Here is a 12,180-nt window from a genome sequence, read left to right on the forward strand (position 1 = left end):
GCTCAGCGTAATTCGACACCGCAGGCACCCCGCGCGGGGCGGCGTCATCCGGTGCAATAGTGGCGGCATGCGGATCCTGCAGAAGTTCGAGCTCGATGTCGACGCCGACGCCGCCTGGCGCGCGCTGCACTCGCCGGCCGTGATGTCGGAGCTGTACGGGCCGCTGCTGCACGTCGATTCGATGGCGAGCGGCGGGATGCCGGTGCGCTGGGAGGACGGCGCCGACGCCCCGGTGCGGTACAGCTCGTTCGGCCTCGGGCTCGGCGCCCACCTCATGTCGGTGCACGACCGGTATCGCGTCGATGCGCACGGGGACGTGCGCATCCTGCGCGACTGCGGCATCCCGCTCACGGGACCGCTCGCGACCCTGGACGTGTGGGACCACCAGATGGCCGTGTCGCCGGCGCCGGGAGAGCCGAGCCGCACGCTGTGGCGCGAGCGGCTGGTGATCCGCGGGCTCTCGGCCCCCGTCCTGTGGGCGCCGCTCTGGGCCCTGTGGCAGTGGCGCTCCGCGCGGCTGCGCACGCTCGCCCCGTCGTGGGCGTTCGACCCCGCCCCCGCCGACCCGGCGCTCGCCGACCCGGTCCCCGCCGATGACTGAGGCCGCGGCCCCCGCGTCGAGCGCCGCCGCGCTCACGATCCGCCGCGCGGTGCCCGACGACGCCGACCGGCTCAGCGAGGTGCACGTGCGGACGTGGCAGCTGGCCTACTCCGGGCTGATCCCGCAGGCCGTGCTCGACTCGCTCGACATCATGGCGCGCGCCGCGCGGTGGCGCACGACGCTCGAGAACCCCAAGGCGACCGGGCGGACGTGGGTCGCGCTCGAGGGCGACGACCTGATCGGCTTCAGCTCGTCGGGACCGGCTCGCGGCGACGACCCGCCCTGGCCGCTCGAGCTGTGGGCGCTGTACGTGCACCCGCGGCGGCACGGATCGGGCGCCGGCGCGCTGCTCGCCGACGCCGCGATCGGCGATCTGCCCGCCTTCCTGTGGGTGCTGGACGGCAACGACCGCGCCATCCGCTTCTACGAGAAGATCGGCTTCCGCCGCGACGGCGCCACGAAGGACGAGCGCCACGGCGGCGTCATGCTGCACGAGCTGCGCATGGTGCGCGGCATCTAGCGGGGATACAGCCCCGCCCCACCCTGTTCGTTGAGCGAGCGAAGCGAGTCGAAACGGCGCTCGTCGCTCAACGAACAAGGGGATACAGCCCCGCCCCACCCTGTTCGTTGAGCGAGCGAAGCGAGTCGAAACGGCCCGAACAACCCGCCGGTCCAACCCCCGGCAGCGTCCGAGCCGTTTCGACTCCTCGCTGCGCTCGTCGCTCAACGAACAAGGGGGATACAGCCCCAACGCACCCTGTTCGTTGAGCGAGCGAAGCGAGTCGAAACGGCCCGAACAACCCGCCGGTCCAACCCCCGGCAGCGCCCGAGCCGTTTCGACTCCTCGCTGCGCTCGTCGCTCAACGAACAAGGGGGACACAGGAACGCCCCACGGCCGAGCCCTGGCAGCGCCTGAGCCGTCGAGACACCACTGCGCGCCGAGCCCCCGACAGGCTCGGCGCGCAGGACGGGCGCTCAGTCGGCGAGCGCCTCGACCGGTGCCACGCGCGTCGCCAGGCGCGTGGGAGTCACGGCGGCGACGAGCGTGAGCACCGCGGCCGCCGCGACGACGCCGCCGATCGTCAGCCACGGGATCGCCGGCGTGACGATGAAGGCCGACAGGCCCATCTGCAGCGGGACGGCACCGAGCACCGACTGCGCCCCGGCCCAGCCGTACGCGATGCCGAGCACCAGGCCGAACACCACCGACGTGAGCGTGATGTGCGTGGCCTCGAGCAGCACCATCCGACGGATCTGCGCGTTCGACAGGCCGAGCGCGCGCAGCAGGCCGAGCTCCCGGCGGCGCTGCACGACGCCGATCGTGAGGAGGTTGACGAGGCCCACCGCCGCGATCACCGCGGACACCCCGACGAGCACCATCATCACGAGCGCGAAGTTGTCGAGCACGGCCATGCGCTCCTGCGGGTAGCCCGACTGCTGGGCGCTGGTGATCATCAGCTGCTGCGCGGTCTCGGCCGCCACCGCGAACATCGTGACGAGCGTGACACCGACCACGACGCCGATGCCCGTGCGGCTCGACCGCTCGGGGTAGCGCAGCGCGTTCTCCGACGCGAGGCGCGCGACGGCGGATCCGCCGAAGATCCGGCCGGTGATCCGCAGCAGCGGCGGCATGATCGCGGTGGATCCGATCACGAGGCCCGTGAAGGAAAGCAGGCCGCCCAGAAACGCGGGCAGCACGCCGAGCGGGTTCGCCATGCCGATCATGACGCCGAGGCCGAGCAGGGCGGCGCCCAGGCCGATCAGGATCAGCGACGTCACGCTGCGCGCGGGGCGTGCGAACTCGTCGTGCTGACGCTCGACGGACCGGCCGATCGCCTGCAGCGGCGTGACGGTGAGCACGCGCCGGGAGCCGGCCCACGCCGCGGCCCACGTCGTGAGCACGACGATCGCGGCCGGGATGAGCAGCGACGCCTGTGCGACGTCGTACGGCACGTCCCCCACGAAGCGCCGGCCGAGCGCGATGCCCGCCGCCGCGATCCCGATGCCGACGGCGAGGCCGATCGCGGCGCCGATCGCGCCCACGACGAGGCCCTGCGTCGCGACCTCGGAACGCTGCGAGCGCGAGGTCGCCCCGATCAGCCGCATCAGCGCGATCTGGCGCGTGCGGCCGGCGACGATGGTCGAGAACGTGTTGGCCGTCACGATCGCGGCGACGTACAGCGCGAGCAGCAGCAGGACGCCGCCGAGGATCGAGATGACGGCGAGCGCGAGAGCCGAGTCGCCCAGGTAGGGGTCGGCCGCGATCAGCGCGCCGATGAACCCGGTCGCGCTCAGCAGCAGCACGCCGAACGCGCTCGAGAGCGCGGCGACGAGGATCGACGCGCCCATGCCGCGCTCGCGCAGGAACGCCAACCGCGAGCTCCAGGGGGCGGTGCCGGAGGTGTCCGGGACGGTGGTGGTGAGCGCCGAGCGCGGCGTGGTCGCGGCCTCCGTGCGATCGCGTTGGTCGACGAGCTGCCGCGTCATGCCGTCACCACCGCGGCGGTCGCGGGCGCATCCGCCGCGAGCATGTGGGCCGAGATCTGCTCGGCGGTCTGACGCGGCTTGTCGGCGGCGATGCGCCCGTCCGCGAGGAAGAGCACGCGGTCCGCGTGGCTCGCCGCGATCGGGTCGTGCGTGACCATCGCGATCGACTGGCCGTGGTCCCGGCTGGCGGCCGCCAGCAGAGCGAGCACCTCGCGGCCCGTGCGGGAGTCGAGGTTGCCGGTGGGCTCGTCGGCGAACACGAGGTCGGGCGCCGTCGCGAGCGCGCGGGCGATCGCGACGCGCTGCTGCTGACCGCCGCTGAGCTCGTGCGGGCGGTGCGCGAGCCGCGAGCCCAGGCCGAGTGAGTCGACGAGGCCGTCGATGCGCGCCCGTTCGTGCGCGTCCGGCGTGCGGCCGTCGAGGTCGAAGGGCAGCAGGATGTTGCCGCGCACGTCGAGGGTCGGCACCAGGTTGAAGGCCTGGAAGACGAAGCCCACGCGGCGGCGGCGCAGCAGCGTCAGCTCGGTGTCCCGCAGGCCGGTGATGTCGGTGTCGCCGATCCACGCGCGGCCCGCGGTGGGCGCATCGAGTCCGGCCATGATGTGCATCAGGGTCGACTTGCCCGAGCCGCTGGGGCCCATGATCGCGGTGAACTGTCCGCGGCGGATGCCGACCGTGACGTCGTCGAGCGCGCGCACGGCGCCGTCGCCCGAGCCGTTCGTCTTGGTGAGGTTCTGGACGCGGGCGGCGAGGCCCATGTCGGTGGTCGTGATCTCCATGTCACCGACGCTACGGAGCGGGGCGGGTGCTCCTCATCGGCCCCGGGACGCATCCGCGTACATCGGAAGGATGATCCGGATCCGCGCGCGACGCGCCGAGAGGAGCATCGGTTGGACGATGTCGGAGGGGTGCGGCTAGGTTTGAATCATTCAAATCTTTGAATCGATCGGATCTCCCGTGACCCACCAGCATGACGCGAGCGCGTCGCACGCCGAGCAGGCGCTGCGCGCTGCGGCGCTGCGCGTGACCGGCCCGCGCGTCGCGACGCTCGAGGCCGTGCACGGCCACGCGCACGCCGACACCGACACGGTGATCCGGGCCGTGCGCGAGCAGCTGCCGGCCGTCTCGCACCAGGCCGTGTACGACTCGCTGCACGCCCTGACCGAGGCGGGCCTCATCCGGCGCATCCAGCCGCACGGGCTCGTCGCGCGCTACGAGTCGCGCGTGGGCGACAACCACCACCACCTGGTGTGCCGCTCGTGCGACCTGATCGTCGACGTCGCGTGCCAGCACGGCGCGGCGCCCTGCATGATGCCGGCCGATCCGCGCGGCTTCGCGATCGACGAGGCCGAGCTCATCTTCTGGGGCCTGTGCCCCGACTGCCAGGCGGCCGCGCAGCCGTCCGCCTCCTGACCCTCCCGATCCCCTTCCCGCACGAAAGGCGAACATGACCGAGAGCACCACCGGCTCCTGCCCCTTCGGGTACGACAGCCCCGCCGGCTCCCCCCAGCCGGCGGCCGTCGACAGCGAACCCGCCCTCCCCGGCACCGGACCGTCCGTCCAGGATGTCCCCGGCAAGCGCGTCCACCCCACGATGGGGTCGGCGAACACCGAGTGGTGGCCGAACAAGCTGAACCTGAAGATCCTCGCGAAGAACCCCGCGGTCGCGAACCCGCTGGGTGAGGACTTCGACTACACCGCCGCGTTCAACAGCCTCGACCTCGCCGCGGTGAAGGCCGACCTGGCGGCCGTGATGACCGAGTCGAAGGACTGGTGGCCGGCGGACTTCGGTCACTACGGGCCTTTCATGATCCGCATGGCGTGGCACGCGGCGGGCACGTACCGCTCGCACGACGGTCGCGGCGGCGGCGGCGCCGGCCAGCAGCGCTTCGCCCCGCTGAACTCGTGGCCCGACAACGGCAACCTCGACAAGGCGCGTCGCCTGCTGTGGCCCGTCAAGAAGAAGTACGGCCAGAAGATCTCCTGGGCCGACCTCATGATCCTCGCCGGCAACGTCGCGCTCGAGACCATGGGCTTCCCGACCTTCGGCTTCGCCGGCGGCCGCCCCGACGTGTGGGAGGCCGACGACGACGTGTACTGGGGCCCCGAGAAGGTCTGGCTGGACGACGAGCGATACACGGGTGACCGCGAGCTCGAGGCGCCCCTCGCGGCAGTGCAGATGGGTCTGATCTACGTCAACCCCGAGGGCCCGAACGGCAACCCCGACCCGCTCGCCTCGGCGCGCGACATCCGCGAGACGTTCCGCCGCATGGGCATGAACGACGAGGAGACCGTCGCCCTGATCGCCGGCGGCCACACGTTCGGCAAGACGCACGGCGCGCACAAGGACGACCTGCTCGGCCCCGACCCCGAGGCCGCTCCGCTCGAGGAGCAGGGCTTCGGCTGGAAGAACGGCTACGGCACGGGCAACGGCGAGGACACCGTCACGTCGGGCCTCGAGGTCACGTGGACCTACCACCCGACCCGCTGGGACAACGAGTTCTTCCACATCCTGTACGCGTACGAGTGGGAGCTCATGGAGTCGCCCGCCGGTGCGCACCAGTGGCGGCCGAAGGACGGCGCGGGCGCCGACATGGTGCCGATGTCGCACTCCGACGCCAAGCGCGAGCCGCGCATGCTCACGAGCGACCTCGCCCTGCGCTTCGACCCGTCGTACGACGCGATCTCGCGCCGCTTCAAGGACGACCAGGCCGCGTTCACCGACGCGTTCGCCCGCGCGTGGTTCAAGCTCACCCACCGCGACATGGGTCCCAAGGCGCGCTACCTCGGCCCCGAGGTCCCGACCGAGGACCTCCTCTGGCAGGACCCGCTGCCCGCGCCGAGCGCCGCGACCGACGAGGCCGCGATCGCCAAGGCGAAGCAGCTCATCGCCGAGTCCGGTCTGACGGTGCAGCAGCTCGTGTCGACCGCGTGGAAGGCGGCGGCGACGTTCCGCTCGTCCGACAAGCGCGGCGGGGCGAACGGCGGCCGCATCCGCCTGGAGCCCCAGGTCAGCTGGAGCGTCAACAAGCCCGAGCAGCTGCGACCCGTGATCGCCCACCTCGAGACGATCGCGGCCGAGTCGGGCCTGTCCTTCGCCGACGTCGTGGTGCTCGCCGGCGGCGTGGGCATCGAGCAGGCCGCCAAGGCCGCGGGCGTCGAGGTCCAGGTGCCCTTCACGCCGGGCCGCGTCGACGCGACGCAGGAGCAGACCGACGTCGAGCAGTTCGCCTGGCTCGAGCCGGTCGCCGACGGCTTCCGCAACTACGACAGCGGCTACCTGAAGCTGCCGAGCGAGTACCTGTTCCTCGACCGCGCGAACCACCTCGGCGTCTCGGCGCCGCAGGCGACCGTGCTCGTCGGCGGCCTGCGCGTGCTCGGCAACAACTGGGACGGCTCGAACCTCGGCGTCTTCACCGACAAGCCGGGCGTGCTCACGAACGACTACTTCGTGAACCTTCTCGAGCTCGGCATTCAGTGGACGCCGTCCGAGGACCGCCAGACCTTCACGTCGAACACGGGCCTGGAGGCCTCGCGCGTCGACCTGGTCTTCGGCGCGAACAGCGAGCTGCGCGCGCTGGCCGAGGTCTACGCCTCGGACGACGCCAACGAGAAGTTCGTGAAGGACTTCGTCGCCGCGTGGGTCAAGGTCATGGAGAACGACCGCTTCGACCTCAAGAAGTAACCCCCGCGCCCGATGCCGCTCTCACCGCGAGGTGAGGGCGGCATCGGCGTTCGCGGGCAGGTGATCCTGCACTCGCTCGCTCCCCCGCCGCCCCGCACGGACGCTCGCGACGACCACGCCGGCCACGAGCAGCGCGCCGCCGCCGAGTTCGGCGGCGTTCGGCGTCTCCCCCAGCACCAGCCAGGCGGACAGCATCCCCACCACGGGAACCAGCAGGATCCACGGCGCGACGGACGACGCCGGGTTGCGCGCGAGCAGGCCGTTGTAGATGCCGTAGCCGACGAGCGTCGCGGCCAGCACGGTGTAGGCGGTCGAGAGGGCAGCCTCCCAGCCGAACGCCGCGATCCCGCGCGCGACGGCGTCCGGTCCGTCGATCAGCAGCGACAGCGCGAACGCCGGCACCGGCACCACGAGCGCCGACCAGACCGTCATGGCGAGCCCGCCCGGCGCCTTCGCCGCGCGCGCGATCACGTTGCCGACGGCCCACGACAGCGCCGCCGCCAGGCACAGCGCGAGAGCCGCGAGCGGCACGTGCCCGCCCCGGCCCGCGCCCACGATCGCGAGCCCGCCGGACCCGAGCACGACGCCGATGAGCTGCGCCGGCGTCGGTCGCTCACGCAGCACGCCCGCCGCTATCAGGATCGTCAGCACCACCTGCGCCTGCAGCACGAGCGACGCGAGCCCCGCGGGCATCCCGGCGGCCATGCTCGCGTACAGCAGGCCGAACTGCCCGAGCGCCATGAAGGCCCCCACGCCCGCGACCTTGACCCAGCCCACCCGGGGACACGGCACGAACCAGATCGCGATCAGCACCACGGCGGCGAAGCGCGCCGCGACGAACAGCAGCGGCGGGACGTCGCCCATGCCGAGATCGATCACGACGAAGTTGACGCCCCAGATCACGGCGACCAGGGCGGCGAGGAGGGCATCGCGGCGAGACATGCTCCCAGCGTGGTCGCCCGAACCGTGCAGCACCAGCGAACGTTCGTGCACGAGATTCGGTAGCGTTCGTGCATGATCGATCTCGACGCCCTGGCGGCACTGCGCGCCGTCGCCGCGGCAGGAACCGTGAGTGCTGCGGCCGACACGCTGGGCTTCACGCCGAGCGCGGTCTCGCAGCAGATCAAGCGCCTCGAACGGCAGACGGGAGTGCCGCTGCTGGAGCGCGTGGGCCGCGGCGTCATGCTGACCCACGACGGTCGCTACCTCGTGGACGAGGGCGAGCGCCTGCTCGCCGACATCGAGCACGTCCAGGCCGCTCTGCGCCGACGGGCCGGCACGGTCGCCGGCACCGTGCGGATCGCCGCGTTCTCCACCGCCATGCGCGGACTCGTCGGTCCGCGCGCTCGTGGTCTGCGCGAAGCGCATCCGGAGCTCACGCTCGCGCTCACGGAACGCGAGCCGTGGGACGCGGTCGACCTCGTCGCATCCGGCCAGGCCGATGTCGGCATCGTCCACACGTGGGGCGACGTGCCGATCGAGATCCCCGACCACGTCGTCGCCACGTCCGTCGCGCACGATGTCGCCGACGTCATCCTGCATCGGGGGCATTCGCTCGCCGGACGCGCGAGCGTGACACCGCACGATCTCGTCGACGAGGGCTGGATCGCGACGCCCGAGGGGTCGATCTGCCGGCAGTGGCTCGGGCGGATGTACGACGGCACGGGACGGCGACCGCGCATCGCGCACGTCGCGATGGAGTTCGACAGCCACCTCGCCCTCGCCCGCGCGGGGCTCGGCATCGCGCTCGTGCCCCGGCTCGGCCGCGCGGCGCTCGGCGACGACCTGACGGCCGTCGCGGTGCGCGACCCCGAGCCGACGCGCGAGATCATCGCGCTCCACCGGCGCTCGATGGCGCCGTCCCCCGCGATCGCGGCGGTGGTGGAGGCGTTGCGGGCGGGTTAGACCGCGCCTCGAGGCGGCGGGGCGAGGCCGGGCGGGCGGGTCAGGCGGCGGGCCGGATCAGGCGGCGCCGGGTCAGGCGAGGCCGTGCTCGAACGCGAACACGACGAGCTGCACGCGGTCGCGCAGCGCGAGCTTCGTCAGGATGCGGCTGATGTGCGTCTTCACGGTCGCCTCGCTGAGGAACTCGCGCGCCGCGATCTCGGCGTTGCTGAGCCCGCGCGCGGCGAGCGCGAAGATCTCCCGCTCGCGCTCGGTCAGATCGGAGTACGCGGGCGGCACGGGGCGCGGCGCCTCGGCGAAGTGGGCGAACAGGTCGCGCGTGGCGGCCGCCGCGATCACCGACGAGCCCGCGTGCACCGTGCGGATCGCGGCGAGCAGGAACTCGGGATCCGCGTCCTTCAGCAGGAAGCCGGACGCGCCCTGCCGGATCGCGCGCGCGGCCGCCTCGTCGAGATCGAACGTCGTCAGCATGACGACCTTCGGCGGATCCGGACGCGTCAGCAGCTCGGCGGTCGCGGCGAGACCGTCCATCACCGGCATGCGGATGTCCATGAGCACGACGTCGGGACGGGTCGCGGCGATCACGTCCAGCGCCTCACGGCCGTCGCCCGCCTCGCCCACGACTTCCAGGTCGGGCTGCGACGCGACGAGCATGCGGATGCCCGCACGGAACAGGGCCTGGTCGTCCACCAGAGCGACGCGGATCATCCGTCGATCCTGCCAGGGCCGATCGGGATCTCGCCGCGCACGACCCACGCGTCGCCGTCGCGGCCGGCGTCCAGGCGACCGCCCGTGAGCTGCGCGCGCTCGCGCATGCCGATCACGCCGTGACCGCCCGGCTCTGGAGCGCGCCCCTCCGGGCGCACGACGTTGCGCACGCCGAGACGGACGCGATCCGGAAGCCAGGCGAGCGAGACCTCGACCGGTCCGCCGTCGCCGTGCCGCAGCGCGTTCGTGAGCGCCTCCTGCAGGATCCGGTACACCGCGAGCTGCACGGCCGCGGGCGGCGTGCCGGGAGGGGCAGGATCCACGTCCACGCGCAGGTCGACGCCCGCGGCGCGCACCTGGCCGTACAGCTGCTCGAGGTCGGCGAGAGTCGGCTGCGGACCCTCACCCTGCCGGTGCCGCAGCTGCGTCAGCAGCAGCCGCACGTCGGCGAGCGCGGCGCGGGCGGTCTGGCTGATCGTGGTCAGCGCCTCGGTCGCGGCCGCCGGATCCGCCGCGGCGGCGTAGCGCGCGCCGTCGGCCTGGGCGATCACCACGGCGAGCGAATGCGCCACGACGTCGTGCATGTCGCGGGCGATGCGGCCCCGCTCCTCCTCGGCGGCCGCGCGCGCCTCGGCCTCGCGCTGGGCGCGGCGGTCGTCGCGCGCGCGGAAGACGGCGCGGAACAGCGCGCCGAGCGTCCATGACAGCAGCAGCGCGAACAGGGCCGCGCTGAACCCCGCTGCGACGGCGAAGGCGGTCTGTGCGGTGAACTCCGTCGCCTGGGTGGCCCACACGGGCGCGATCGTGAGGTAGATCGCGATGATCAGCGCACCGACGAAGCCCGACGCGAACCCGAGCCAGAACACCAGGCGCGATCCGTAGGCGGCCGTCGCGAACAGCACGGCGAAGATCGCCACGTTCGCGGGCATGGGCGGCTGGACGGTGCCCACCTGCCAGAGGGCGCCGATCCACGCCACGGCGAGCGCCAGCGGGGGCGAGCAGCGACTGAGCAGCAGCGCGCCGACCATCAGCGTCACGGTGATCCCCGCCATGATCAGCGGCACGGTCCCGAGCGAGGCCATCGTCACATACGCGAAGGCCGCGAACACCACGGCGACCGTCACGTCGATCGCCCACTGCGTCGCCGTGACCGGGCGGAACAGCCGCGAGAGGCGTCGCCGCCCGTCGTCGGCGCGGGCTTCGGTGTCGGGGGTGCGGCTCGGATCCATCCCCTTCACCGTACGGTTGCGCGGGGTCGGGCACATCCGCCGCGGGATGTATCCGGGGCGCTTCCGCGGCCGATGCACGGCGAAGGCACAATCGGCCGCGAGGCGGCGCCGATGGCTTCGCGGCGATGGTCGTGCCTTCGTTGTGCCCCCCAGACGCCCTCGCCCCCGCACAACGCAGGAGCCGGATGGGCGACGCGCCGCGACACCGCCTGGATCATCCTCGTGGCGGGCATTCCGTCCTGCGTTGTGCGAATCGGGCGGCCGACCGTCGGGCGGGCGACCGGCGGGCGCCCGCGCCCCCGCACAACGCAGGAGCCGGGTGGGCGACGCGCCGCGACACCGCCTGGATCATCCTCGTGGCGGGTATTCCGTCCTGCGTTGTGCGGATCGGGCGGCCGGCCGGCGGACGCCGGGCCCGTAGGGCGGGCGACCGGAGGGCGCCCGACGGCCCCGCGGTGCCGCCGACGGCCCCGGCCCGCCGCCGTAGGCTGATCCGGTGGATCCTCTGCACGACCCGAGCCGCCGTCACTTCGCGTCCGACAACTACGCGGGCGCGCATCCCGAGGTCATCGCGGCCATCGCGGCGGCGAACGGCGGGCATGCCGTGTCGTACGGCGAGGATCCCTACACCGCCCGCCTGCAGGAGCAGTTCGCCGAGCTGCTGGGCGAGGGCGTCGAGGCGTTCCCGGTGTTCAACGGCACGGGCGCCAACGTCGTCGCGCTGCAGTCGATGCTCACGCGCTGGGGCGCCGTGATCGCCCCCGCCGCGGCGCACATCAACACGGACGAGGGCGGTGCTCCCGAGAAGGTCGGCGGGTTCAAGATCGTCCCCGTCGCCACCCCGGACGCGAAGCTGACACCCGAGGCGATCCGGTCGTTCGCGGGCTCGCGCGGCGTGCACCAGGCCGTGCCGCAGGCCGTGTCGATCACGCAGTCGACCGAGCTCGGCACGCTCTACACGGTCGCCGAGATCGCGGCGATCGCCGACACCGCGCACGCGCTCGGCCTGAAGGTGCACATGGACGGCGCCCGGATCGCCAACGCGGCCGCCGCGCTCGGCGCGCCGCTGCCGGCGTTCACGCGCGACGTCGGCGTGGACGTCCTGAGCTTCGGCGGCACGAAGAACGGGGCCATCGGCGCCGAGGCGATCGTGGTGCTGAATCCCGATGCCGTGGACGGGATCGACTTCCTGCGGAAGTCGGCCATGCAGCTGGCCTCGAAGATGCGGTTCGTGTCGGCGCAGCTCGTCGCGCTGCTGACCGACGACCTGTGGCTGCGCGGCGGCGCGCACGCCAACGCGATGGCCGCCCGGCTCCGGTCGGGGATCGAGTCGGGGCTCGCCGACGCATCCATCCGGGGCGTGTCGTTCACGCAGCCGACGCAGACGAACGGGATCTTCGCCATCCTGCCGCCCGGCGTCGCCGACCGGCTGCGCGAGCGCTTCCGCTTCTACGACTGGAACGAGGCGACGGGCGAGGTGCGCTGGCTCACCAGCTGGGACACCGCAGAGGCCGACGTGGACGCGTTCGTGGCCGCGATCGCGGCGGAGACCCGGGCCGACTGAG

General features: G+C 72.9%; 11 protein-coding genes. 6 read left to right on the top strand and 5 right to left on the bottom strand.

Annotated elements, in window-relative coordinates; genetic code table 11:
• The first annotated feature begins 67 nt into the window (after positions 1-67).
• The gene (locus BJP60_RS13835; RefSeq protein ID WP_203136410.1) at positions 68-601 is read left to right on the top strand and encodes a hypothetical protein; all 534 of its coding nucleotides are present in this window, start codon (positions 68-70) and stop codon (positions 599-601) included.
• The gene (locus tag BJP60_RS13840; RefSeq protein WP_203136411.1) at positions 594-1,121 is read left to right on the top strand and encodes a GNAT family N-acetyltransferase; all 528 of its coding nucleotides are present in this window, start codon (positions 594-596) and stop codon (positions 1,119-1,121) included. The genes BJP60_RS13835 and BJP60_RS13840 overlap by 8 nt, the downstream gene beginning before the upstream one ends.
• Positions 1,122-1,576: 455 nt before the next feature.
• On the opposite strand, the gene BJP60_RS13845 is transcribed toward BJP60_RS13840, so the two are convergent.
• The gene (locus BJP60_RS13845; protein ID WP_238439447.1) at positions 1,577-3,088 is read right to left on the bottom strand and encodes an ABC transporter permease; all 1,512 of its coding nucleotides are present in this window, start codon (positions 3,086-3,088) and stop codon (positions 1,577-1,579) included.
• Entirely contained in the window at positions 3,085-3,867 is a 783-nt protein-coding gene (locus tag BJP60_RS13850; RefSeq protein WP_203136413.1) for an ABC transporter ATP-binding protein, read from the bottom strand. The genes BJP60_RS13845 and BJP60_RS13850 overlap by 4 nt, the downstream gene beginning before the upstream one ends.
• A 178-nt stretch (positions 3,868-4,045) precedes the next feature.
• On the opposite strand from BJP60_RS13850, the gene BJP60_RS13855 reads away from it, so the two are divergent.
• Positions 4,046-4,501, top strand: coding sequence for a Fur family transcriptional regulator (locus BJP60_RS13855; RefSeq protein WP_203136416.1), 456 nt, complete (start codon positions 4,046-4,048; stop codon positions 4,499-4,501).
• Positions 4,502-4,535: 34 nt separating this feature from the next.
• Positions 4,536-6,773, top strand: a complete 2,238-nt coding sequence (katG, locus tag BJP60_RS13860; RefSeq protein WP_203136417.1) for a catalase/peroxidase HPI — start codon at positions 4,536-4,538, stop codon at positions 6,771-6,773.
• Positions 6,774-6,794: 21 nt separating this feature from the next.
• Here the strand turns inward: katG and BJP60_RS13865 are convergent, their stop codons facing one another.
• Positions 6,795-7,715, bottom strand: coding sequence for an EamA family transporter (locus BJP60_RS13865; protein WP_203136418.1), 921 nt, complete (start codon positions 7,713-7,715; stop codon positions 6,795-6,797).
• A gap of 72 nt (positions 7,716-7,787) precedes the next feature.
• On the opposite strand from BJP60_RS13865, the gene BJP60_RS13870 reads away from it, so the two are divergent.
• On the top strand, positions 7,788-8,678 hold the full coding sequence (locus tag BJP60_RS13870; protein WP_203136420.1) for a LysR substrate-binding domain-containing protein: 891 nt from the start codon (positions 7,788-7,790) through the stop codon (positions 8,676-8,678).
• A gap of 72 nt (positions 8,679-8,750) precedes the next feature.
• Here the strand turns inward: BJP60_RS13870 and BJP60_RS13875 are convergent, their stop codons facing one another.
• Positions 8,751-9,386, bottom strand: a complete 636-nt coding sequence (locus BJP60_RS13875; RefSeq protein ID WP_203136421.1) for a response regulator — start codon at positions 9,384-9,386, stop codon at positions 8,751-8,753.
• A complete protein-coding gene (locus BJP60_RS13880) occupies positions 9,383-10,615 on the bottom strand; it encodes a histidine kinase (RefSeq protein WP_203136422.1) in 1,233 nt (410 codons plus the stop codon). The genes BJP60_RS13875 and BJP60_RS13880 overlap by 4 nt, the downstream gene beginning before the upstream one ends.
• 496 nt (positions 10,616-11,111) lie before the next feature.
• Here BJP60_RS13880 and BJP60_RS13885 point away from each other — a divergent pair, with 496 nt between their 5' ends.
• Complete coding sequence (locus BJP60_RS13885; RefSeq protein ID WP_203136423.1) at positions 11,112-12,179, top strand: threonine aldolase family protein; 1,068 nt, start codon at positions 11,112-11,114, stop codon at positions 12,177-12,179.
• The last annotated feature ends 1 nt before the right edge of the window (position 12,180 follow it).

It is taken from the genome of Microbacterium sp. JZ31, from assembly GCF_016805985.1.
Taxonomy (GTDB): Bacteria; Actinomycetota; Actinomycetes; order Actinomycetales; family Microbacteriaceae; genus Microbacterium.